Source organism: Pseudomonas sp. EA_105y_Pfl2_R69 (assembly GCF_963970915.1).
Lineage (GTDB): Bacteria > Pseudomonadota > Gammaproteobacteria > Pseudomonadales > Pseudomonadaceae > Aquipseudomonas.
Genome location: NZ_CAXAOO010000004.1, coordinates 540,573 through 563,145, shown reverse-complemented (window position 1 = coordinate 563,145; position 22,573 = coordinate 540,573). Strand labels below are relative to the sequence as shown.

Sequence of the window (22,573 nt, the reverse complement as noted above, 5' to 3'; positions counted from 1 at the left end):
GTTGCCGCGCGGCTGGCTGTGACTGCAGCCGGCGTGTGCTTGTCAAAAGGCCGTGGCGCTCCTATGGTGCGCATCGACGAACCAGGGAGTGAACCATGAGCGATCTACAGCACCTCTTCGACAACAACGCCCGCTGGGCCGAGGCGATCAATGAAGAAGATCCCGAGTTCTTTGCCAAGCTGGCCAAGCAACAAGTGCCGGAGTACCTGTGGATCGGCTGTTCCGATGCGCGGGTGCCGGCCAACGAAATCGTCGGCCTGCTGCCGGGCGATCTGTTCGTCCACCGCAATGTCGCTAACGTGGTGCTGCATACCGACCTCAACTGCCTGTCGGTGATCCAGTACGCGGTCGACGTGCTCAAGGTCAAACATATCCTGGTCACCGGTCATTACGGCTGCGGCGGCGTGCGCGCGTCCATGCAGGACACTCAGTTCGGTCTGATCGACGGCTGGCTACGCAGCATCCGCGACCTGTATTACGAGCACCGCGAGCACCTGGCGAAGCTGCCCAGCGAGGAGGAGCAGGTCGACCGTCTGTGCGAACTCAATGTGATCCAGCAGGTGGCCAACGTCAGCCACACCACCATCGTGCAGAACGCCTGGCACCGGGGTCAGCCGCTGTCCGTGCACGGCTGTATCTACGGCATCAAGGATGGCCGCTGGAAGGACCTCAACGTCGCCGTCAGCGGCATCGAGCAGCTACCGCCGCAATATCGCCTGCGTCCCCTCGGGCAGAACTGAGGCGTGCGCAGTTCCAGCCGTTACGCCTACGCCGGGCTGCTCCTGGCGGTCATCTGCTGGTCCGGCAATGCTCTGGTGGCTCGGGCCTTTGCCGGCGAAATTCCGCCCTTTGCCCTGTCGTTCTGGCGCTGGTGCCTGGCCCTGACGCTGTTGCTGCCCTTCGTGGCCGGCCCCTTGTGGCGGCATCGCCAGCAACTGAAAGACGCCGGCTGGCGCTTGCTGGTGCTCGCCGGCCTCGGCATCGCCGGCTATAACAGCCTGCTCTACAGCGCCGCGCAAACCACGGCGGCGATCAATATCACCCTGGTCAACACCTGCCTGCCGCTGATGACCTTTATCGGGGCCGGCCTGCTGCTCGGCGAATGGCCCCAGCGCCGCGCCTGGTGGGGCATGGGGCTGGCCGCCGTGGGCTTGCTGGTGCTGATCAGCCAGGGGCGCTGGGCCAGCCTCACCGGCCTGGCATTCAACCAGGGCGATCTGATCATGCTGCTGGCCGTGGCCGACTGGGCGCTGTATTCGCTGCTGCTGCGGCGTTGGGCGCAGTTCCTGTTGCCGATCCCGCCCCTGGCCCTGCTCGGTGTGCTGATGCTGCTCGGCGTGCCGCTGATCCTGCCGTTCTACCTCTATGAGCTGGCTCAGGGCGCGCGGTTTGAGGCGAGCGTCAGCAACCTGGCCGCCATCGGCTACACCGCCGTGTTTGCCTCGTTGGTCGCCTATCTGGCCTGGAACCACGGAGTGCGGGTGGTCGGCGCAGCCAAGGCAGCCCTGAGCAATTACTTGATGCCGGTCTTTACTGCCGTGCTGGGCTGGTTGCTATTGGGGGAGGGCCTGCAACTGTTCCACTGGCTGGGTGGTGGGCTGATCTTCGCCGGATTGCTGCTGGGAACGCTGCGGCCGCGCAGCCTGCTTAACGGGCAACGCTGACAGGAGCGCCCGATAGGCTGCGGAGCCTTGTGTGTTCCGCCCCGGTGGTATCGAGCACGTTCGGCGCTGCGCCTCTCAGGTTGCGCCCGGATAGCTCTGCGGACGGCCTACTGTGCGACCTTGATCTTTTTAACCGCCTCGAGCCAGGCGGGGTCCATCTGCTGATTCTCGGTATCCAGCCCCATGGCCTGCATGGCCTCCCGGTGCCGATTGATCTCCGCGGTTATCTGGCTCAGGGCGCTGGAGTTGCCGTCCAGCTGGTGCATCTGGGTCAGGCCAAGGTGATAGAAGCGCAGCAACTTCATCGCCGCCGGGTCATGGGCCGCTACACCGGCGCTGACATGGTGCATGCGGTTGGTAATGCTCATCAGTCGGCGCTTGAGCTGCCAGCCATAGACCGCTGCCGCCATCCAGGGCTGCTGCCAGAACTGCAGCCGCACCAGCGCCACGGTCAACACCAGCCCGGCGATCACACCGCCCAGATTCCAACGGAAATTATCACCACCGGGCGTGCCGAACAGCTGCACGGCAAGGGTGGCCAACAGCATGGCCAGCGACAGGAAAATCAGCACCAGAATCAGCGTGCTGCGCCGCGTTTGCTGACGGTAGGCCTCAGGGTTCAACTGCTTGATCTCGAACGGCACGGCCATGGAACTCCTCTGTGGGGCAGGGCACTTATCTGCGGCGCATTATCACCTTCGGGCAGGGTGCGGGCGAGCGAAGAGATTCTGTGGTTGGTGGGCGGCAGGGAAAGTGGGTGCGCCCGGGGCTGCATGTGGTGGAGCGTTGAGCTGGGTGGGAGTGCTATGAGCATTTGGCCTGCGCGGAAAACAAAAGGCTAGGTCCCCGTTACGCGTTGTAATGCCAGGCGCTGTTTGCGCCCCTCGCCCTCCGGGAGAGGGGCTGGGGGAGAGGGTTCTCGAGCCAGGATTGTTGCCCTGGGCCCCTAACCTTCTCCTTGGTGGGGCGAGCGCTTCTAAATAATCTAATAATGGTGCTTTTCAGGATGCTTTTTATGGTGCTAGTCTGTGCCTGCTTAACCCCGTGTTCGCACAGTTAACCTTATGAAGAAAAGTCCTTAACCAAGATAGCTAGGCCACAGCAAACAGCCCAGATCAGCTCAATACAGACAGTTCTGGCGGCTCGGCCACAAACACTAGCTTAGGCCCAGATAGAAACGCGAATAGCGAGAGCAGGTGGATATGGCGATGACATACGCGGTGCTGGCTGACGTTGCGGCGTCGGTGACAGACCTTAAAAGAGATCCTATGGGAACCATCCGCGAGGGTGCGGGCGAAACCGTTGTGATCCTCAATCGAAACGAACCGGCCTTCTACGCCGTGCCTCCGGCACGCTACGAAGCCATGCTGGAACTGATTGATGATCTGCGACTGGCTGAAATCGTCCGTGCGCGGCGTGGTGAACCTACTGTCCGAGTAGAGATTGATGACCTCATCGCAGAAGCCGGCGGAGCCGGAGAAGACTAAGTACACCCTGGAGTTCAACGCTCAAGCTTTGAAAGAGTGGGGAAAGCTGGACAGCACCATTCGCCTGCAGTTTGCCAAAAAGCTCAAGGAGCGCCTTGTTAATCCCAGGGTTGAGGCTGACAAGCTCAGGGATATGCCCAACTGCTACAAGATCAAGCTACGTGCTGCTGGTTATCGACTTGTTTACGACGTCGTAGATCAACTGCTTATCGTCACAGTTGTTGCCGTAGGTAAGCGCGAAAGAGGTAAAGTCTACGGTAGTGCATCTAACCGAGTTTCTTGATATTAAATCTCAAGGGATTAGCACTTCCTGTGCGTCCATATAAATATGTTGTGCGAGGTTTTCGCAGTTGAGTTATCCAGAGATTTTGTATAAGTATCGAGCGTTTAACGCTAATCTTTTGATGAGTTTAATTAACGGTTCAGTTTGGTTTTCTAAACCTGCGGATCTCAACGATCCTTTTGATTGCCAGCTTGTGCTTGAAGATATTGCCCCCGCTCGCGCTGAGTTTGAGTCAAAGTTAGAGAATGCATTTCAGCAGCTTGCAACTAGGCTTGGAAAATATGTTTGTTTTAGTAAAACATCTGGTCAATTTTATACCGGTGACTCTCTTTCTGACGAGTTCAAGGCAGAAGTAGTAGAATTTAAAGGTCATGTCGAGAAGGCTATGAGAGAGGTTGGGGTCTTTTCGGCTTCTTCCCAGTGCATGAATACCACGATGTGGAGTCATTACGGTGATTATCATAAGGGTGTTTGTATTGGTTATTATACGGAAAGGTTATTCCCCAAAAACTCACTTGCAGAAATATTGCGTAAGGTTACGTATTTAAAGCCTGAAAAGATTAGGTGTAATGTTTATGATGCCTATGCAAGCTGTTGCTGCAATGCCGATAAGGACGCTTACATGCAGTTCGTCAATTCTTTAGTGTCAGTTAAATCAAACGACTGGGAATATGAGGAGGAATGGCGCTTTATTAAAGAGCTTCATGGCGGGATTTGCATAGGGACTGATGCGATATGCTCAATTTCATTTGGGATGAGGGCTTCTGTAGAGTGTAAGTCCACGATAAGAAATATTTTGGCTGATGTCCCAATGGTCTATTTTCAGATGAGGCGTTCAGGTTCTGGTTTGTGCTTGGAATCTGTAAATATGAAACCTGATTCCGAGTATTGGAATGTCAGTCCTGAGGACTAGTCAGTAGTAAGCCAGCCGTGTCCCGCGTTTTATTGAAAAAGGACATTCGGGGACAGACCACGGTTTATCTAGAGCCCTACAGCGAAAACCGTGTCTTCACTCTGCTGCTTTAATCAAATGACTCAAAGCGCGATGGTATTTCTCGACTCTCGCCAAGTCTTTGGTGTCTAGATGTTCGATTCTCGTTAGGTCTAAATTATCCTTGATATCTTCAATTTTTACTTTTCTAGCTAGGGTGTTATTTGCTATGCGCAGTATAAAGTCTTCGTAGCTCTCGCCATTTATTTTTGATAGACAGTCAATGGCTTGTGTGATGGCCTCTGAAAAGCCGCTGTTCTTTAGCTCGTTGAGAGATATATCGCTGTCCTCAACCACATCATGCATTACGGCTACAATCATCTCGTCTTCATTACGAAATTTAAGCATAAGCCGTAGTGGATGCAAGATATAAGGTCGGCCAGCTTTATCAACTTGGCCTGTATGCGCTTTAGAGGCTATGGCGATGGCTTTGTCGAGGTTGCTCATGTCTGTGCGTGTTCCTTGGCGTAGTAGTCAATTCCCTCTAGTAGTTTTTCAGTCACTACTCTCATTGAATCTTCCGTTGCTTCATCATACAGCCAGTCTACATTTGTGGCTTTTGTAAGCAGTAAGGCGAATTCGTTGTTGTCAGTTCCCTCAAGTGATTGCTTAAGTAGGGCAGTCAGGTCTTGCAGGTCTATATTGGGGTTTTTGCAGAGATTGGCGGCGGCCACATACACGGCATCTTCAAGCTCTTCAGGGGCATTTAGATCTATCAGGTCTGCGTCAAGTGAGGCGACTGAGAGCCCAAAGTGTTCAGTATTTATATTCATGTTCAGTTCACTTAGTTGCGCGTGCGGTTGAGGAAGGCAAACAGCACAGGGTCGAACACCGCAGCCTTGATATCCCGCTAGACCAAGGCCGTTAGGCCATTGATGGTTATACGTTAATCGACTGGCGCACTTACATAAAAACCGCACACAACAAAAACCCGCCGAAGCGGGTTTCTTTCAGACCATTCCAACATCCTGTCGGTAGCCATCCGGGCCATGGTCGATCATCCGTGATCCCTGTGCGCGTCCTGCGCAGCAGCTGATAGACACAGATTAGGCCTGGAGCCCGGGTAGCAACAGGGCGTATCGGAGCCGGGGCGTGTAAGACATTCGCTAGACGAGCGGCAGAATGAGAGTCACTGCACATAACTCGGGGTCAGCCTGCGCTCTCGATAAGCACAGCATCACCTGCCACATCCAGGCCATCGTTCAGTTCAATGATATTGACTGCGCGTAGGCTGCCATCCGGTCTCGCCAGGCACCATTGCATTCCGGCCGGCAGGTTCAGGCGCTGGGGCTCGAATAGCACCTCGGTAGAAAATGCTTTAGCCAATTGCTGGGCCAGGACCACATCGTCCAGCGCGAAGTCGTTCAAGCCCCAGGCCAAACCAGCGGACTGGTGAAAGCCAGAGTCGTACTCAAAATACTGCAGGAACAAGGCGGCATCCGCCTTCGGAAATTCCAGCGATTCCACACCCTGCTCGATATGCCGATTGAAGAACTCCACTACCGAGTCTTCGGATATCCGATCTTTTAAGAAAAAATCTACCGAGCCGCTCATTTGATACCTCTGGCTTGCATTAGGTCGAGAAGCTCAGATGTTCTCGATTTTTGCTCTGCTGTGAAAATACCTTTCTGGGACATCATGTCCAACGACTTGCGGGCATTATCCATTCCCTTCTTTCTGGCTGTAACCAGGATGTTGTACTCGGCCGATGTGATATTGACTGTACCTAGCCCGCTAATGGGATGGAGCGAATTATCATGAATGCCGAATGTTCTTCCAGACGATGTGCTGAAGGACTCGCCAGTACGAATTTGCTCACCGATGCGATGAATTTCGTCGAGGTCCTTGGCCACAACCTCAGGTGGCACGGTGTACATGGTGTTCCCGGTCTTTTTGGGAATAGTCACCCGGTGAGGGAAATGCCGATCACTCAGGGTCAGATGCGACCAGCTCCGCAATACAGGCACTGCGAGCGATTCTCGAGGTATCGCCTCCGGCCTCGGCAACTCCACCGTCTGCGCACTTGTCCCTCTGCCTTGCGCGCGGCCTTTGAGCTTGATCTTCGCGTTTTTCAGCGCTCCGCTCAGGCGTTGCAGGGCGCTACCCAGGCGCTTGAGTAGGGCGGCATGGCGTACGGAGGCCGCACCGCGGGCGGCGAGGCCGATGCCGCCGGTGAAGACCACCAGCAGTGCGGCCAGCACCAGTTCGAATACCGCGCCGCCGCCGAACTCGGCCAGTTCCTCGACGTTTTGCGCTTTGGCGTAATCCACGGCGAAGCGGCTGAGCATTTGTTTGCTCGGGCCGTCCTCATGGATAAAGCAGGCGGCTTCGTAGGCTTGGGCGATTTGCTCGCGGCTGTATTGCTGGGGTCGAAGCCCAGGGCTTCGACCAGCTCCTGGTGTTGCGCCTGTGAATAGTTCTGCAGGAAATCGTCGTACCAGCTTCCCTGTGGGGAGACCTTGGCCTTCCAGGCGCTGCTCAGCATATTCCAAGCGTGGTTATAGGGGCTTACCAGGTCGGCCATTTCCTTGAGCGACTTGAGCAGGCCCCAGGCACCGAGAAAGAAGCCTTTGCCGAAGGCGAAGCGGGTATGCAGGTAGTTGGAGAGGGCGCTGCGCTGTTCCTGAGCCCTACGCAATTGGGCGGCTTCGGCGTGTTCGGCGTTGAGTATTGCCTCCAGCGTCGCTTTCAGCTCTGCACGTGCGCTGGCAACGGCGCTGTCGACGTCGCTATTGGCCAGTAACTGCACCTGGTAGCAGCTGGCTTGCAGGCTTTGGATAAAGCCGCCCCGCGCATCCAGCCCGCCTTGGATGGCCGCACCTTGGTCGGGGGCCAGCAGGTAGGGCGTGTTCGCTGCGAGAAGCTCGCCGTTGTCCCAGATAAAGCGCATGCCAACCAGGCATTCGGATTTGACCTGGCTGGGTGCTTCCAGCGGGCGCGGGGCTTGTTGGTCGAAATTGCCGTTGTAGGGCGAGGGTGGGGATTCCTGCTTTACGCTGCGGTCGTTGGGTACGTAGCCACTCATTATTTACGGTTCCGTCCGTGTGTTGCGTCATGGCTGGTGTGCAGCCAGGTGGAGAGTGTCGAGCGGCGATGCTAGCCGAAGTCCCATGCGCAAAAGTTTGCGCAGTGGGTTGTCTGGGCGTTTTTTGTGATGAGGGTCACAAAGAATTCGAGGCCGTTTCCCCGGGCTTCTTGAGCTCGCGTCTATCCCGTGGCGGTGGTCATCCGTCTGCGGAGCTATAAAGGAGGTCTCTGTCGGTAAGCCCGGGGCTCCCGGTGATTGCAGGTGGCTTTGCGGTGGGTGGGGCTGATGGCCTACCTCTCACCCTGGCCCTCTCCCCCGAGGGGCGAGGGGACTCGTCAGCGTAAGCCGCGCAATCGCGCAAGGCATTGCCGGGGCGTGGTTCAAGTAGCCGCAGTGCGCCGGGTGACAGGGCGGGTCAGGTGGCCTGGGGCGTCGAATTCGGGGGATTCGCTTCTTACAGGCTGCCGAATTTATAACCGCTCCACAGTATTACGGGGTTCTGTCCAGGCGTATCTTCTGCGGCGGCAGTTATTAGGCCGTCCCTGACTCGCCATACGACTAGTTTCTTCCCGAATGGATCGGTGCCGAATTTTGCACCTGGCATCTGATCCAGGCGTGGATAGTCGGCAAGCTTTCTCGATAGGTAATCATCTAGAACGTCAAAGCTTCCGGCCGCAAATTCGATGCGTACGTTGCTTAGCTTGTTCTTGGAGAAGAAGAAAGTTACCAGGCGTGCCGGAATGTTGTCATAGGCCGTGCTGATATTCGCCGAACATAGATAGTCATTTTGCGCGGTAATGCGTTCTGCAGGGCCCAGATTGCCATAGCATTTCAACTTGTGGCCACGGGCCTCATTCTCGCTGATGACTGCGGCTTGGTCTCGTGCAGAGAAATAGTCCGGCGATTCTGCATAGGTGGGGGTGCCTAGGCGGGCATACCAGTCGGAAATGGCGTGCTGGTAATGCAGCGGAAGTGCAGGGAATAGGAGCTTTCCGATTCCTAGCAATACGGCCACGAATAAGAGGGTTTTTAGGCGTTTCATGGGCATCCTGCCTTTTCGAATGGGTGGGCACGCTGTAGCCACTTTGTAGTGCGCACAAAAAAGGGCTTAGCTTTCGCTAAACCCTTGTTTTGTTTGGTGGCTACGCAGGGACTTGAACCCCGGACCCCAGCATTATGAATGCTATGCTCTAACCAGCTGAGCTACGTAGCCGAGTGGCGCGCATTATTCGCGTCTTGAGGGTTGCTGTCAACCCTGTTGAGTAGAAAATTTCTGCGCGCGATCAAGCGCTTACACGTTAAAGCGGAAATGCATGACGTCGCCGTCCTTGACGATGTACTCCTTGCCTTCCAGACGCCACTTGCCGGCCTCTTTGGTGCCGGCTTCGCCCTTGTACTGGATGAAGTCGTTGTAGGCGATGACTTCGGCGCGGATAAAGCCTTTTTCGAAGTCGGTGTGGATCACGGCCGCCGCTTGCGGGGCGGTGGCACCGATCTTGACGGTCCAGGCGCGCACTTCCTTGACCCCGGCGGTGAAGTAGGTCTGCAGGTTGAGCAGCTCGTAGCCGGCGCGGATCACGCGGTTGAGGCCGGGTTCTTCCAGGCCCAGGGCTTCGAGGAACATGTCCTTTTCTTCGCCGTCGTCCAGTTCGGCGATTTCCGCTTCGATCTTGTTGCACACCGGTACCACGGGCGCGCCTTCGGCGTCGGCGATGGCCTGTACTACGTCGAGCAGCGGGTTGTTCTCGAAGCCGTCCTCGGCGACGTTGGCGATATACATCACCGGCTTGCTGGTGAGCAGGTGGAAGCCGCGTACCAGTGCCTTCTCGTCGTCACCCAGGGTCTTCATCAGGGTGCGCGCCGGCTTGCCTTCGCTGAAGTGCGGAATCAGCTTCTCCAGCAGGGCTTTCTGCGCCACGGCTTCCTTGTCGCCACCCTTGGCGTTGCGGGTGGTCTTCTGCAGTTGCTTCTCGCAGCTGTCGAGGTCGGCGAAGATCAGTTCGAGGTCGATGATCTCGATATCGCGCTTGGGGTCGACGCTGTTGGCGACGTGAATCACGTTGTCGTCCTGGAAGCAGCGCACCACGTGGGCGATGGCGTCGGTCTCGCGGATGTTGGCGAGGAACTTGTTGCCCAGGCCTTCACCCTTGGAGGCACCTTCGACCAGGCCGGCGATATCGACGAACTCCATGGTGGTCGGCAGCACCCGCTCCGGCTTGACGATCTCTGCCAGGGCCTGCAGGCGCGGGTCGGGCATCGGCACGATGCCGCTGTTGGGCTCGATGGTGCAGAAGGGGAAGTTCTCTGCCGCAATCCCGGATTTGGTGAGGGCGTTGAACAGGGTGGACTTGCCGACGTTGGGCAGGCCGACGATGCCGCAGTTGAATCCCATGGTGTGTCCCTCGCGCGAAATGGCGGTGAAGAGTTAAGAGGAGGCTTTCTGACTGTGCAGCTTGTGCATGGCCTTGCTCCAGTCGCCTGCGAGGATTTCCGGCAGGACGCCCAGGGCGAAGTCGATGCTGGTGTCCAGCAGCTCCTGCTCGCTGCGCGGGGCGCGGCCGAGGACGAAGTTGGAGACCATGCTGCTGTGCCCAGGATGGCCGATGCCAAGCCGCAGGCGGTAAAAACTGTTCTGATTGCCGAGCTGGGCGATGATGTCGCGCAGGCCGTTATGTCCACCGTGCCCGCCACCCTGTTTGAGTTTGGCGACGCCGGGGGGCATATCGAGTTCGTCGTGGGCCACCAGAATGGCTTCCGGCGGGATGCGGAAGAAATTCGCCAATGCCGCCACGGACTGACCGCTGCGGTTCATAAAGGTGGTGGGGATCAGCAGACGAACATCGCGGCCCTGATGGCTGAATTTGCCAGTCAGGCCAAAATACTTTTTGTCGAGGCTCAGGTTGATGCGCTGGCTGTCGGCCAGCCGCTCAACGAAAAGGGCCCCTGCATTATGCCGGGTCTGGTCGTATTCGGTGCCGGGGTTACCCAGGCCAACGATCAGTTGTACGGCAGTCATGTCAGGAGCCCTTTTGTGGAAATAGCCCAGGCGCTAATGCGTCTGGGCTGTTTTCCGGCGGTGCGAGGGTTACTCGGCAGCGCCTTCGCCTTCTGCTGCAACATCAACATCTTTGGCAACGCGCGAAGCGTGGATGTTGGCCACTGCCAGGTCGTTACCGTGAGCCAGTGCAACCAGCTCAACGCCTTTCGGCAGCTTGAGGTCGGCCAGGTGGACGATCTGGCCGATTTCAACGGCAGCCATATCGACTTCGATGAATTCCGGCAGGTCTTTCGGCAGGCAGGAAACTTCGACTTCAGCCAGGGTGTGAGAGACTTCGCCACCTTGCTGCTTCACGCCAACCGAGGTTTCCTGGTTGAGGAAGTGCAGCGGTACGAGGGCGGTCAGTTTCTGGCCGGCGATGACGCGGATAAAGTCGGCGTGCATCACGTAGCCTTTGGCCGGGTGACGCTGCAGGGCTTTGATCAGAACGCTTTCGTTGCTGCCGGCGACGTTCAGGCTCAGCACGTGGCTGTAGGCTGCTTCGTTTTCCAGCAGCTTGGCCAGTTCTTTGGCCAGCAGGCTGATCGATTGCGGGGCTTTCTCGCCACCGTAGATTACGGCAGGCACCATGGCGACGTTACGACGCAGGCGGCGGCTCGCACCTTTCCCCAGGTCGGAACGCACTTCGGCATTCAGGGCAAATTCAGTAGTCATTTCACTTCTCCAAAATAACCAAACCGTCCGTTACGCTTGCGACCAGCGACGGGACGGTTGGTTGAAAAGCCTTGCCATCAGGGCAGGGCGTTTGCGTTCAGGGCGCTGTCCGGATTAACGGAACATCGCGCTGATCGATTCTTCATTGCTGATGCGGCGGACTGCTTCAGCCACTACCGGGGCGATATCCAGTTGGCGAATACGCGAACAGGATTGCGCGGCGGCGGACAGCGGGATGGTGTTGGTCACCACCAGCTCGTCGAGTACGGAATTTTCGATGTTTTCGATCGCGCGGCCAGACAGCACGGCGTGCGTGGCGTAGGCGAAGACTTTGGAGGCACCGTGTTCTTTCAGCGCTTTGGCCGCGTGGCACAGGGTGCCGGCGGTATCCACCATGTCGTCGACCAGGATGCAGGTACGGCCTTCAACGTCGCCGATGATGTGCATCACTTCGGAGTGGTTGGCCTTTTCGCGGCGCTTGTCGATGATCGCCAGGTCTACACCCAGGGATTTGGCCACGGCACGAGCACGTACCACGCCGCCGATATCCGGGGAAACGATCATCAGGTTTTCGAAGCGCTGGTCTTCGATGTCGTCCACCAGTACTGGGGAGCCGTAGATGTTATCTACCGGGATATCGAAGAAGCCCTGGATCTGGTCCGCGTGCAGGTCGACGGTGAGGACACGGTCGATGCCTACAACGGTGAGCATGTCAGCCACGACTTTGGCGCTGATGGCCACGCGGGCGGAGCGCGGACGGCGATCCTGGCGGGCATAGCCAAAGTAGGGGATGACTGCAGTAATTCGGGTCGCTGAGGAGCGGCGGAAGGCGTCGGCCATCACTACCAGTTCCATCAGGTTGTCATTGGTTGGCGCGCACGTCGGTTGAATCAGGAAGACGTCTTTACCGCGGACGTTTTCGTTGATTTCAATCATGATCTCGCCGTCGGAGAATTTACCGACCGAGGCATCACCGAGGGGAATGTGCAGCTGACGTACGATACGTCGCGCCAGATCGGGGTTGGCGTTCCCCGTAAAGACCATCATCTTGGACACGCGCAGTACCTGCCGGCTGAGGGTATACCTGGATGAGTATAGAAAATGGCAGGGGCGGCTGGATTCGAACCAACGCATGGCAGGATCAAAACCTGCTGCCTTACCGCTTGGCGACGCCCCTACAACCGTACAACTCGGTAGAACACATTCACTTCCTGGCCAATTTTTCCAGCTTGCGGTGCAACATCGAGATGTTACGACCCTGGGCAACGAAACTTGGCAAAGTGCCTGGAAGTTGGCGGGCGACTTTATCAGCATCGTCCCGGTTTGGGAAGCTCCCAAACACACAAGCTCCAGTGCCGGTTAATCTTGCGGGAACAAAATTGTTCAACAAGATCAAAGCGTTACGGACTTCTTTATAACGCTTCTGGACCACCGGCAGGCAGTCGTTACGACCACCCCCCTCAAGAAGGCTGCGAACTTTAATGGGCGGCGTATCCCGTGTCAACTCGGGGTCGGAGAAAACTTCTGCTGTGCTGACAAAGACTTGCGGTATGGCGACGAGAAACCAGGGCTCGTCCAGCTCCACGGCGGTGAGGCGCTCGCCCACGCCTTCGGCAAAGGCCGCGTGGCCGCGCACGAATACCGGCACGTCGGCTCCCAGGCCTAGGCCGAGGGCGGCGAGACGATCTTCGTCCCAGTTCAGCTGCCATAGCCGGTCGAGGCCGAGCAGGGTGGTGGCGGCATCCGAGCTGCCGCCGCCGATGCCGCCGCCCATGGGCAGGCGCTTGCCCAGCCAGATATCGGCCCCCAGGCGGGTGCCGCTGGCGTGCTGCAGGCTGCGGGCGGCGCGCACGATCAGGTTGCTGTCGTGGGGCACGCCGTCGATGGCTGTGTGCAGGCGAATTTCGCCGTCCTGGCGCAGGGCAAAACCTAGCTCGTCGGCGAAGTCGAGAAACTGGAACAGGGTCTGCAGCTCGTGGTAGCCGTCGGCGCGGCGGCCGAGGATATGCAGCATCAGGTTGAGTTTGGCCGGTGCCGGCAGAATCAGTTCGGCGGCAGCGGGAATTGCCGGGGCGGTCATTGGCCGAGCTGGCGCGGCTGCCAGTCCTTGATCACCAGGGTGACTTGCAGATCGAAGCCGCTGAGCTTGATCCGCTCCGGCAGCCAGAAGCCATTCTGCTCGGTATAGCGCAGGTACTCGACCTGCCAGCCATCCTGGCTCAGTTGCGCCAGGCGGCTGTCGGCATCCAGGCTCAGCCGGCTCTTGCTGTCCGGCGAGGGCAGGCCGCGAATCCACCAGAGCAGGTGCGAGACCGGCAGATTCAGGCCGAGCCGCTCCTGCATCAGCTGTTCCGGGGTGGCAGCCTGGTAGCGACCCTGGTTGGCCACTTCCAGCAGGATGGCACCGGGGCGGCCGGTCAGGCGCGCGGCACCTCGGCCGAGCGGGCCGGACAGGCGGATGTCGTAGTAATCCTGGCGTTGCAGCCAGAACAGGGTGCCGCTGCCGGAGTCCTTGGGCGCGCGAATGCCGACCTTGCCGTTGATCTGCCAGGCGTCGAGGCCGGCGATCTGCTGTTTGTGAGCCTGCCAGAGGCCGGCGTCACCCTGGCCTTCCAGGGCTTCGCGGGAGGTCAGGCCGGCGCAGCCGGCGAGTAGGGCAATCAGGCTGAAAACTATCAGGTGGCGCACAAGCATCAAAGCGTCTCTGCTCCGGTCAGGCGCAGCAGGGTACTGCGCAGAATTGAACTGTCGGGTTGCTGTTCGAGGGCCTGGCGCCAGATTTTCCGGGCTTCCTTCTGTTTGCCTTGGGCCCAGAGCACTTCACCCAGGTGGGCGGCCACTTCGTGGTCGGGGAAGTCTTGCAGGGCCTTGCGCAGCAGGCGTTCGGCTTCGTCCAGGTTGCCCTGGCGGTAGTTGACCCAGCCCAGGCTGTCGAGAATCGCCGGGTCATCGGGGTTGAGCTGGTAGGCCTGCTCGATCAGCTCGCGGGCTTCGGCGTAGCGCGTGGTGCGGTCGGCCAGGGTGTAGCCGAGGGCGTTGAGGACCATGGCGTTGTCCGGCTCGCGCTCGAGGATAAAGCGCAGGTCCTGCTCCAGCAGCGGTAGGTTGTCGCGTTTTTCGGCGAGCATGGCGCGGGTGTAGAGCAGGTTGAGGTCTTCGGGGAACTGTTCCAACGCCTGCTCGATGACCTGCCAGGCGCGTTGGTTGTTCTGTTGTGTGCTCCAGGCTTCGGCTTCGATCAGGTACAGCTGGATGGCGTAATCGGGCTGGCTTTCCCGGGCCTGGCGCAGGCGCTGGGCCGCTTCCTCGCCACGTTTTTGCTTGAACAGCAGCTCGCTCTGGCGCGACTGGGCGGGCAGGTAGTCGTTGCCGGGGCCGACCAGGGCGTATTCGATCAGGGCGCTGTCGGGCTCATCGAGGGCTTCATAGGCGCGGGCCAGGTTGTAGTGGGCCGCGTCGACGTGATTGTCGCGCTCGACCAGCTCTTCCAGGTAGACGATTGCCTCTTGCCAGGCTTCGGCTTCCAGGCAGACCAGGGCCAGGGAAAAGCGCAGGTCGTCATCGTTGGGGAACTGCTGCAGCAGCGAGGCAAATTCGCCCTTGGCCTCGTCGAGGCGATCTTCGACCACCAGCAGGCGGGCGTAGGTCAGGCGCAGGCGCTTGTCGTCCGGGTGCCGCTTGATGCCTTTCTCCAGCAGGATCAGGGCGTCGCCGTTGCGTTCGAGGCTCTGCAGCAGGCGCGCCTGCAGCAGAATGGCGGCCACGGGGCGGTCCTTGACGGGTTGCCCCTCCAGGCGCTCCAGGGCCTCCTGGGCGCGACCGTCCTGTTGCAGCAACAGGGCCTGGCCGAACAGCAGCTGATGGTTGTCGGGGTATTTTTCCTGCAGGCGAGCGAAGCTCTGCAGCAGGCCGGCGCGGGTATCGGGGTCGCTTTCCGCGGCGGACAGGGCGAGGAAGTCGAAATGGGTGTCGCCCTGGCGCTGCAGCACGCGCTCCATAAAGCGCATGGATTCGTCGTAGCGCCCGGCGCGGGCCAGTTGCACGGCGGCGGCGCGCTGGGCGTCGACGCTCTCGGGGGCATTCTTGGTCCACAGCAGGCTGGTTTCCAGGGCGGCCTGCTCGGCCCCCAGGTACTCGGCAATGCGGAAGCCTCGCTCGGCGACGCCGGCATCCTGGGTCACCTTGGCCTGCTGTACATAGTTGCCCAGGGCAATGTCGAAGCGATTGCGTTGCCCGGCCAGTTCGGCAGTCAGCAGCGACAGCAGGGTGTCTTGGCTGAAGGAGCCATACACCTGGGGCTGCTCGGCTGGCGTCGCAACGGCAGGGTCTTCCACCGGCGGCGTGCCATCCGGGGCTGAGGGGGCAAAGGTCTGGCAGCCGCTGAGCAAGGCAGCGGCAGTCAGCAAGGCGAGGGATCTATTCATAGAGAAATATGTGGCCAACCTGCGGTCTGGGCATCATGACACAAGCGCCAGGGCAAGCCCATGGGCTGGGATGATCCGGATTAAGAGATAAACCTGGCTCGGAGCCTGTTGCCGTTTCAGACGCGGCAGCAGAGCCTGATCGGACAATAGCCGGCGGTGGTTGTTCTCGCCTGGCCGAAGTAGGACAATTGCCGGCTTCCACTCCCTGTCAGCGACCTTGCATGGCCTTTATTGCCCTCGGTATCAACCATAAGACCGCTTCGGTGGATGTCCGCGAGCGCGTGGCTTTCACTCCCGAGCAGTTGGTTGAGGCGTTGCAGCAGCTGTGTCAGCGCACCAGCAGCCGGGAGGCGGCGATTCTCTCGACCTGCAATCGCAGCGAACTCTACCTCGAACAGGATGGTTTGAGCGCCGATGAAGTGCTGGCCTGGCTGGCCGCCTATCACCGCCTGAGCCTCGAAGAGCTGCGTGCCTGCGCCTATATCCACGCCGACGACGAAGCCGTGCGGCATATGATGCGCGTGGCCTCCGGGCTGGACTCCATGGTCCTCGGCGAGCCGCAGATTCTCGGCCAGATGAAGTCGGCCTTTGCCGTGGCCCGCGAGGCCGGCACTCTGGGGCCGCTGCTCGGGCGCCTGTTCCAGGCCACCTTCAGCACCGCCAAGACCGTGCGCACCGATACCGCCATCGGCGAAAACCCGGTGTCGGTGGCCTTTGCCGCGGTCAGCCTGGCCAAGCAGATCTTCGCCGACCTGCACCGCAGCCAGGCGCTGCTGATCGGGGCCGGCGAGACCATCAGCCTGGTCGCGCGTCATCTGCACGATCAGGGCATCAAGCGCATCGTGGTGGCCAACCGCACCCTGGAGCGCGCCAGCAACCTGGCCGAACAGTTCGGGGCCCATGCCGTGCTGCTCTCGGAAATCCCTGATGAGTTGGTCAAAAGCGATATCGTGATCAGCTCCACGGCGAGTCAATTGCCCATCCTGGGTAAAGGCGCGGTGGAGCGGGCGCTGAAGCAGCGCAAGCACAAGCCGATCTTTATGGTCGATATCGCCGTGCCACGGGATATCGAGCCGGAAGTCGGCGAGCTGGACGACGTCTACCTGTATACCGTCGATGACCTGCACGAGGTGATCGCGGAAAACCTCAAGAGCCGCCAGGGCGCGGCTCAGGCCGCCGAGGAACTGGTGGCGATCGGCGCTCAGGACTTTATGCAGCGCCTGCGCGAGCTGGCCGCGGTGGATGTGCTCCGCGCCTACCGCCAGCAGGCCGAGCGTCTGCGCGACGAGGAATTGAGCAAGGCCCTGCGCCTGCTCAATAACGGCAGTTCGGCCGAAGATGTATTGGCGCTGTTGGCCCGTGGCCTGACCAACAAGCTGCTGCATGCGCCCAGCGTGCAGCTGAAAAAATTCTCTGCCGATGGCCGCGTCGATGCGTTGGGCGTGGCTCAAGAACTCTTTGCCCTGGACGAGGGCGCGTCGCCTGCTTCTACCCATAGCAGTTCGGCCAATAAATAAAGGTCTGCAATGAAAGCGTCACTGATCAATAAACTCGACCTGTTGCAGGATCGTTTCGAAGAACTGACCGCGTTGCTCGGCGATGCCGAAGTGATCGGCAATCAGCCGCAGTTTCGCGCCTATTCCAAGGAGTACGCCGAGATCGAACCGGTGTACCAGGCGTTCAGTGCTTTCCGCAAAGTCCAGGCCGACCTCGAAGGTGCCCAGGCGCTACTCAAGGACAGCGACCCGGACATGCGCGAGATGGCCGAGGAAGAAGTCGCCGAGGCCAAGGAACAACTGATCGAGCTGGAAGCCAGCCTGCAGCGCATGCTGCTGCCCAAGGACCCCAACGACGGGCGCAACGTGTTCCTCGAAGTGCGCGCCGGTACCGGCGGCGACGAGGCGGCGATCTTCTCCGGCGACCTGTTCCGCATGTACTCGCGTTACGCCGAGAAGCAGGGCTGGCGGGTGGAAGTGCTGTCGGCCAGCGAAGGCGAGCACGGCGGCTATAAGGAAGTGATTGCCCGGGTCGAGGGCGACAACGTCTACGGCAAGCTCAAGTTCGAGTCCGGCGCGCACCGCGTGCAGCGCGTTCCGGAAACCGAGTCCCAGGGCCGCATCCACACCTCGGCCTGCACCGTCGCGGTGTTGCCCGAGCCGGATGAGCAGATGGCTATCGATATCAACCCGGCCGACCTGCGTGTGGACACCTACCGCAGCTCCGGTGCCGGTGGTCAGCACGTCAACACCACCGACTCGGCGATCCGCATCACCCACATCCCCACCGGTACCGTGGTGGAGTGCCAGGAAGAACGCTCGCAGCACAAGAACCGCGCCAAGGCCATGGCCTGGCTGGCGGCCAAGTTGAAGGATCAGCAGGAAGCCGCCGCGCACAAGGAAATTTCCGATTCGCGCAAGCTGCTGGTGGGCTCCGGCGACCGCTCCGAACGGATCCGCACCTACAACTTTCCGCAGGGGCGGGTGACCGATCACCGCATTAACCTGACCCTGTATTCGCTCAACGAAGTGATTGCCGGCGGTGTCGAGGCGATTATCGAGCCGCTGCTGGTCGAATATCAGGCCGATCAGCTGGCTGCGCTGGGCGATTAAGTCCTGCGGTGCGCACGGCGCACCCTACGCCATGCGCCACGTAGGGTGGATGACGCTTTTTTCATCCACCAGAAGTCTGCGGTGGATCGATAAAGTACGTAGGGTGGATGGCGCTTTTTCATCCACCAGGAGCCCGCACGGTGGATCGATAAAGCGCGAGCGACGTGCCCCGATCCCCCCTACGAGAAAAATATGCCCACCATCGAATCGCTGCTCAACGCTGCCGCACTACCCGACTCGCCGACCCCGCGGCTGGACGCCGAGCTGTTGCTCGCCCATGTCCTGGGCAAGTCGCGCAGCTATTTGCATACCTGGCCGGAGCGCGAACTCGATGCGCCGCAGCTTGAGCGTTATGAGGCGATGCTGGCGCGGCGTCAGGCCGGCGAGCCGGTGGCCTATATTCTTGGCCAGCAGGGCTTCTGGAACCTGGAGCTGGAGGTCGCCGCGCACACCCTGATCCCGCGTCCGGACACCGAGCTGCTGGTGGAAACAGTTCTCGCGCTGCTGCCGGCCACGCCCGCGCAGGTGCTCGATCTGGGTACCGGCACCGGTGCGATTGCCCTGGCCCTGGCCAGCGAGCGCCAGGCCTGGCAGGTCACGGGTGTGGACCGTGTGCCCGAGGCGGTGGCCCTGGCCGAACGCAATCGCGCACGACTCAAGTTGGCCAATGCCGGCTTTGTTGCAAGCCACTGGTTTAGTGCCCTTGCCGGCCAGCGTTATCAGCTGATCGCCAGCAATCCGCCCTATATCGCCGCCGATGATCGTCACCTGGGCGAAGGCGATGTGCGCTTCGAACCGAGCAGCGCGCTGGTGGCGGGTGCGGATGGCCTGGACGATATTCGCCTGATCATTGCCCAGGCACCGGGCTATCTTGAAGCGGGCGGCTGGTTGCTGCTGGAGCACGGCTTCGACCAGGCCGCGGCGGTGCGCGCGCTGCTTAGCGCGCGCGGCTTTGGCGCGGTGGAAAGCCGGCGTGACCTGGGCGGCCACGAGCGCATCAGTCTGGGACGCTTGATTAATGAGTGACGCTATGAACCCGCAGGACATGCTCAATGACGAGGAACTGCTGCGCTACAGCCGGCAGATCCTCCTGCAACAGATCGATATCGCCGGCCAGCTGCGCCTGAAAAACAGCCGTGCGCTGATCATCGGCCTCGGCGGCCTGGGTTCGCCTGTGGCGCTGTATCTGGCGGCCGCAGGCGTCGGTGAGCTGCACCTGGCGGATTTCGACACGGTCGATCTGACCAATCTGCAGCGGCAGATCGCCCATGACACCCAGAGCATCGGCCTGAGCAAGGTCGACTCGGCAAGCAAGCGCCTGCTGGCGATCAACCCGCAGCTCAGGCTGCAACTGCACCCCCAGGGCCTGGACAGCGATTCCCTGGCCGCCGCCGTGGCGGCGGTGGATGTGGTGCTGGATTGCTCGGACAACTTCAGCACCCGCGAGGCGGTCAACGCCGCCTGCGTGACCGCCAAGGTGCCGCTGGTCAGTGGCGCGGCGATTCGCCTGGAAGGCCAGCTCTCGGTGTTCGATCCGCGGCGCGATGACAGCCCCTGCTACCACTGCATCTACGGCCACGGCAGCGAAGCCGAACTGACCTGCAGCGAGGCCGGGGTGGTCGGCCCGCTGGTGGGGCTGGTCGGCAGCCTGCAGGCGCTGGAAGCCTTGAAACTATTGGCGCAGTTTGGCGAGCCGCTGGTCGGCCGCCTGTTGTTGATCGATGCCCTGGGCAGTCGTTTCCGTGAGCTGCGGGTCAAGCGCGATCCGGCTTGCAGCGTCTGTGGCGGCCATGCCGAGTAACGTATCAAGAGACGCGCCGATTGGCGTGTTCGACTCCGGCGTCGGTGGTCTGTCGGTGTTGGGCGAGATTCGCGCACTGCTGCCCAATGAGTCGCTGCTCTATGTGGCCGACAGTGGCCATGTGCCCTATGGCGAAAAGAGCCCGGAATTTATTCGCGAGCGCTGCCGGGGGCTGGCCGAGTTTCTCCTCGCCCAAGGGGCCAAGGCCCTGGTGCTGGCCTGCAATACCGCCACGGTGGCGGGGGTGGCCGAGTTGCGTGAGCTGTACCCGCAGCTGCCGATTATCGGCATGGAACCGGCGGTCAAGCCGGCGGCGGCGGCGACCCAAACGGGCGTGGTCGGCGTACTGGCCACCACCGGAACCCTGAAAAGCGCCAAGTTCGCCGCTTTGCTCGACCGCTTTGCCAGCGATGTACGGGTGATTACCCAGCCCTGTCCGGGGCTGGTCGAGCGTATCGAAGCCGGCGAGCTGGACAGCCCGGCCACCCGTGAGTTGCTGCAGGGCTTTGCCCTACCACTGCTGGCCGAAGGCTGCGACACGCTGATCCTCGGTTGCACCCATTACCCCTTTATCAAGCCGCTGCTGCGCAGCCTGGTGCCCGAATCGATCAGCCTGATCGACACCGGCGCGGCAGTGGCCCGGCAACTGCAGCGGCTGCTCAGCGAGCGCGAGTTGCTGGCCACTGGGCCGGCCGAGGCGGCGCGCTTCTGGTCCAGCGGCGAGCCCCGGCTGATGCAGGCGGTATTGCCGCGGTTATGGGGCCAGGCGGCCGAGGTTCAGGCGCTGTGACGTATCGGTCGACTTTTATTTAGATCAAAGATTTCTATACTTCAGGCAGCGCAACACGGACTTCTCCTTATTCTGCTGAAAAAAGGACGGTGCCATGAACAAGTTGTCTTCTTTGGCCGCAGTGGCGGCGCTATCTCTGGGGAGCGTGGCTGCCGTACAGGCCGCCGATGTGACGTTCGCCGTCGGCCAGTCCGGTGAGTCGACCATGGTCTATCGCCTGGGCACCCAGTTCGATTTCGGTACCTTGCGTCAGTACGACAGCGGTCGCCTCACCGGCTATTGGGATGCCGGCTACACCTACTGGCAGGGTGACGAGACGGCCAGCAACCATAGCCTGTCCTTCAGCCCGGTATTGGTCTACGAATTCGCCGGCGAGACGTTCAGGCCCTATGTCGAGGCCGGTATCGGCGTGGCCCTGTTCGCCAGCACCGAGCTGGAGGACAACGACCTGGGTTCGTCCTTCCAGTTCGAGGATCGCCTCGGCTTCGGGGTGCGTTTCGCCGATCAGGAAATCGGCCTGCGAGCCGTGCACTATTCCAATGCCGGGCTCAAGCAGCCGAACGACGGCAGCGAGGCCTATACCCTGCATTACCGCGTGAGTTTCTAGATGGTTTGAGCCTGCCAGCGTTGTGTAGGCGATCCCCGCCGTCCAGCTACCCTGCTGTAGCGCAGCAAACTGGGGGGCATTGCGACTATCGGCTTTGTGGGTACCTGTAGGCGCGGGCCATGGCCGCGATGCGTTTCGCGGGCATGGTCCGCTCGTGCATGAGCTTCTGTCGCTGCAGCTTTGATCGGGTTCAGCGATAGATTTCCGTCATGCCCTTGCGCTCGTCCAGGCATTCGGGGGAGGCGGTTTCGAATTCGCGGCAGATCAGCGGGCGCACCTCGTAGATGGTGCAGCGCATGCTGTCGCGATCCAGCGCCGCACACCAGCCATCGTCCAGGCGCAGCATGACTTCGCCGCCCCAGTCGTCGGTGGCGATATAGCGCGGTGGCACGCCGGTATCGGTGATCAGCATCACTTCAAGCTGACAGCAGCAGGCCGCGCAGTTGCTGCAGCTGACGGCCGGTTCGCTCGGCACTTGGATATGGGGAATGGATTGACTCATGGCGCGCAGTGTACGCCATCACTGCTTTGGCGATGCTAGCTGCCGACGTAGGGTGGATGGCGCTTTACCCATCCACCATGGTTGTGAGGCGCTGCGCTGGTGGAAAACGCTTCGCGGTTTTCCACGGGGTGGCCATCCACCCTACGTGGATTGGCGAGTGCGCAGCTTTTGCTCGTATTGCGCACGATAGAGCCTGGCGAAGCCATGCAGAACGGGCATCACCAGGGCCCAGATCGCGCCGATCAGCAGCAGGCTCTGCCAGGTGCCGTAGGGCAGGTCGACGCCGGCGACCCGTGCGCCGGCATAGTAGGACAGCGGCGCGGCCACGGCCCCCAGCAGGCTGCCGCGCCACCAGGGTTGGGCGGTCCAGGCCAGGCAGTGGTTGAGGGTGGTACCCAGCAGCAGCCACAGGCAGGCCAACCACAGCGGAATCAGCGTACGTGGTTCGCCGAAATCGAATACCCCGAGGTTGAGCAGGAAACTGTCCAGGGCGCTGCCGGCCATAAAAACACTGACCAGCAGTTTGCCTTCCGCCGCCCAGCTGCTGGTCCACAGCAGATGCACCGCCAGCACCGCTGCGACAATCAGCAGCCACAGGGTGTCGCCGCCGAACACGCAGGCGCACCAGCCGAGCTGGAACAGCAGGGTATTAACGATCAGTTTGGCCATCCAGGG

At 60.4% G+C, this 22,573-nt stretch carries 26 protein-coding genes and 2 tRNA genes; 11 read left to right on the top strand and 17 right to left on the bottom strand.

What is annotated here, in order from left to right; translation table 11 throughout:
• The first annotated feature begins 95 nt into the window (after nt 1-95).
• Both can and AACY13_RS14750 read left to right on the top strand, forming a co-directional pair.
• The gene (gene can, locus AACY13_RS14755) at nt 96-740 is read left to right on the top strand and encodes a carbonate dehydratase (protein WP_339462322.1); all 645 of its coding nucleotides are present in this window, start codon (nt 96-98) and stop codon (nt 738-740) included.
• Between the two features lie 3 nt (nt 741-743).
• Entirely contained in the window at nt 744-1,664 is a 921-nt protein-coding gene (locus tag AACY13_RS14750) for a DMT family transporter (RefSeq protein ID WP_339462321.1), read from the top strand.
• A 107-nt stretch (nt 1,665-1,771) separates the two neighbouring features.
• On the opposite strand, the gene AACY13_RS14745 is transcribed toward AACY13_RS14750, so the two are convergent.
• Complete coding sequence (locus AACY13_RS14745; RefSeq protein ID WP_339462320.1) at nt 1,772-2,314, bottom strand: DUF3087 domain-containing protein; 543 nt, start codon at nt 2,312-2,314, stop codon at nt 1,772-1,774.
• A gap of 558 nt (nt 2,315-2,872) precedes the next feature.
• On the opposite strand from AACY13_RS14745, the gene AACY13_RS14740 reads away from it, so the two are divergent.
• The 3 genes from AACY13_RS14740 (at nt 2,873) to AACY13_RS14730 (ending at nt 4,347) form a co-directional block, all read left to right on the top strand.
• A complete protein-coding gene (locus tag AACY13_RS14740; RefSeq protein ID WP_339462356.1) occupies nt 2,873-3,151 on the top strand; it encodes a type II toxin-antitoxin system Phd/YefM family antitoxin in 279 nt (92 codons plus the stop codon).
• Nucleotides 3,111-3,434 carry a type II toxin-antitoxin system RelE family toxin gene (locus AACY13_RS14735; RefSeq protein WP_339462319.1) on the top strand — a complete coding sequence of 108 codons (324 nt, stop codon included), beginning with the start codon at nt 3,111-3,113 and terminating at the stop codon, nt 3,432-3,434. Before AACY13_RS14740 ends, AACY13_RS14735 begins: the two co-directional genes overlap by 41 nt.
• Nucleotides 3,435-3,501: 67 nt before the next feature.
• The gene (locus tag AACY13_RS14730; protein ID WP_339462318.1) at nt 3,502-4,347 is read left to right on the top strand and encodes a DUF2971 domain-containing protein; all 846 of its coding nucleotides are present in this window, start codon (nt 3,502-3,504) and stop codon (nt 4,345-4,347) included.
• A 96-nt stretch (nt 4,348-4,443) separates the two neighbouring features.
• Here the strand turns inward: AACY13_RS14730 and AACY13_RS14725 are convergent, their stop codons facing one another.
• The 14 genes from AACY13_RS14725 to AACY13_RS14660 all read right to left on the bottom strand — a co-directional run bounded on the left by AACY13_RS14725 (nt 4,444) and on the right by AACY13_RS14660 (nt 15,589).
• Nucleotides 4,444-4,872 (bottom strand): GTP pyrophosphokinase, encoded by a 429-nt coding sequence (locus AACY13_RS14725; RefSeq protein ID WP_339462317.1) that lies wholly within the window; start codon nt 4,870-4,872, stop codon nt 4,444-4,446.
• Entirely contained in the window at nt 4,869-5,198 is a 330-nt protein-coding gene (locus tag AACY13_RS14720) for a hypothetical protein (RefSeq protein ID WP_339462316.1), read from the bottom strand. Before AACY13_RS14720 ends, AACY13_RS14725 begins: the two co-directional genes overlap by 4 nt.
• A gap of 376 nt (nt 5,199-5,574) precedes the next feature.
• Nucleotides 5,575-5,979 (bottom strand): hypothetical protein, encoded by a 405-nt coding sequence (locus AACY13_RS14715; RefSeq protein WP_339462315.1) that lies wholly within the window; start codon nt 5,977-5,979, stop codon nt 5,575-5,577.
• Nucleotides 5,976-6,713 carry a hypothetical protein gene (locus AACY13_RS14710; RefSeq protein ID WP_339462314.1) on the bottom strand — a complete coding sequence of 246 codons (738 nt, stop codon included), beginning with the start codon at nt 6,711-6,713 and terminating at the stop codon, nt 5,976-5,978. Before AACY13_RS14710 ends, AACY13_RS14715 begins: the two co-directional genes overlap by 4 nt.
• Before the next feature lie 1,194 nt (nt 6,714-7,907).
• On the bottom strand, nt 7,908-8,495 hold the full coding sequence (locus AACY13_RS14705; RefSeq protein ID WP_339462313.1) for a hypothetical protein: 588 nt from the start codon (nt 8,493-8,495) through the stop codon (nt 7,908-7,910).
• Nucleotides 8,496-8,589: 94 nt separating this feature from the next.
• Nucleotides 8,590-8,666 (bottom strand) — tRNA-Met (locus AACY13_RS14700).
• A 78-nt stretch (nt 8,667-8,744) separates the two neighbouring features.
• Nucleotides 8,745-9,845, bottom strand: coding sequence for a redox-regulated ATPase YchF (gene ychF / locus AACY13_RS14695; RefSeq protein WP_339462312.1), 1,101 nt, complete (start codon nt 9,843-9,845; stop codon nt 8,745-8,747).
• Between the two features lie 33 nt (nt 9,846-9,878).
• Nucleotides 9,879-10,469: an aminoacyl-tRNA hydrolase gene (gene pth, locus AACY13_RS14690; protein ID WP_339462311.1), complete on the bottom strand. Its 591-nt coding sequence runs from the start codon at nt 10,467-10,469 to the stop codon at nt 9,879-9,881.
• A gap of 69 nt (nt 10,470-10,538) precedes the next feature.
• Nucleotides 10,539-11,165 carry a 50S ribosomal protein L25/general stress protein Ctc gene (locus tag AACY13_RS14685; RefSeq protein ID WP_339462310.1) on the bottom strand — a complete coding sequence of 209 codons (627 nt, stop codon included), beginning with the start codon at nt 11,163-11,165 and terminating at the stop codon, nt 10,539-10,541.
• 114 nt (nt 11,166-11,279) lie between these two features.
• Entirely contained in the window at nt 11,280-12,221 is a 942-nt protein-coding gene (locus tag AACY13_RS14680) for a ribose-phosphate pyrophosphokinase (protein ID WP_305593610.1), read from the bottom strand.
• A 46-nt stretch (nt 12,222-12,267) separates the two neighbouring features.
• Nucleotides 12,268-12,342: transfer RNA gene (locus AACY13_RS14675), tRNA-Gln, on the bottom strand.
• 27 nt (nt 12,343-12,369) lie between these two features.
• A complete protein-coding gene (ispE, locus tag AACY13_RS14670) occupies nt 12,370-13,245 on the bottom strand; it encodes a 4-(cytidine 5'-diphospho)-2-C-methyl-D-erythritol kinase (RefSeq protein ID WP_339462309.1) in 876 nt (291 codons plus the stop codon).
• On the bottom strand, nt 13,242-13,859 hold the full coding sequence (gene lolB / locus AACY13_RS14665) for a lipoprotein insertase outer membrane protein LolB (RefSeq protein WP_339462308.1): 618 nt from the start codon (nt 13,857-13,859) through the stop codon (nt 13,242-13,244). Before lolB ends, ispE begins: the two co-directional genes overlap by 4 nt.
• Nucleotides 13,859-15,589 (bottom strand): tetratricopeptide repeat protein, encoded by a 1,731-nt coding sequence (locus AACY13_RS14660; protein ID WP_339462307.1) that lies wholly within the window; start codon nt 15,587-15,589, stop codon nt 13,859-13,861. The genes lolB and AACY13_RS14660 overlap by 1 nt, the downstream gene beginning before the upstream one ends.
• 221 nt (nt 15,590-15,810) lie before the next feature.
• Here AACY13_RS14660 and hemA point away from each other — a divergent pair, with 221 nt between their 5' ends.
• The 6 genes from hemA (at nt 15,811) to AACY13_RS14630 (ending at nt 21,396) form a co-directional block, all read left to right on the top strand.
• Nucleotides 15,811-17,106 (top strand): glutamyl-tRNA reductase, encoded by a 1,296-nt coding sequence (gene hemA, locus AACY13_RS14655; RefSeq protein ID WP_339462306.1) that lies wholly within the window; start codon nt 15,811-15,813, stop codon nt 17,104-17,106.
• A gap of 9 nt (nt 17,107-17,115) precedes the next feature.
• Nucleotides 17,116-18,198 (top strand): peptide chain release factor 1, encoded by a 1,083-nt coding sequence (prfA, locus tag AACY13_RS14650; protein WP_339462305.1) that lies wholly within the window; start codon nt 17,116-17,118, stop codon nt 18,196-18,198.
• Nucleotides 18,199-18,390: 192 nt separating this feature from the next.
• Nucleotides 18,391-19,224: a peptide chain release factor N(5)-glutamine methyltransferase gene (gene prmC, locus AACY13_RS14645; RefSeq protein ID WP_339462304.1), complete on the top strand. Its 834-nt coding sequence runs from the start codon at nt 18,391-18,393 to the stop codon at nt 19,222-19,224.
• A gap of 19 nt (nt 19,225-19,243) precedes the next feature.
• Complete coding sequence (locus AACY13_RS14640; protein ID WP_339462355.1) at nt 19,244-19,999, top strand: molybdopterin-synthase adenylyltransferase MoeB; 756 nt, start codon at nt 19,244-19,246, stop codon at nt 19,997-19,999.
• The gene (murI, locus tag AACY13_RS14635) at nt 19,989-20,789 is read left to right on the top strand and encodes a glutamate racemase (protein ID WP_339462303.1); all 801 of its coding nucleotides are present in this window, start codon (nt 19,989-19,991) and stop codon (nt 20,787-20,789) included. The genes AACY13_RS14640 and murI overlap by 11 nt, the downstream gene beginning before the upstream one ends.
• 94 nt (nt 20,790-20,883) lie before the next feature.
• Nucleotides 20,884-21,396, top strand: coding sequence for an acyloxyacyl hydrolase (locus tag AACY13_RS14630; RefSeq protein ID WP_339462302.1), 513 nt, complete (start codon nt 20,884-20,886; stop codon nt 21,394-21,396).
• Nucleotides 21,397-21,586: 190 nt separating this feature from the next.
• On the opposite strand, the gene AACY13_RS14625 is transcribed toward AACY13_RS14630, so the two are convergent.
• Nucleotides 21,587-21,898, bottom strand: a complete 312-nt coding sequence (locus AACY13_RS14625; RefSeq protein ID WP_339462301.1) for a YkgJ family cysteine cluster protein — start codon at nt 21,896-21,898, stop codon at nt 21,587-21,589.
• A gap of 141 nt (nt 21,899-22,039) precedes the next feature.
• On the bottom strand, nt 22,040-22,567 hold the full coding sequence (locus tag AACY13_RS14620) for a DUF2878 domain-containing protein (protein WP_339462300.1): 528 nt from the start codon (nt 22,565-22,567) through the stop codon (nt 22,040-22,042).
• Between the last annotated feature and the right edge of the window lie 6 nt (nt 22,568-22,573).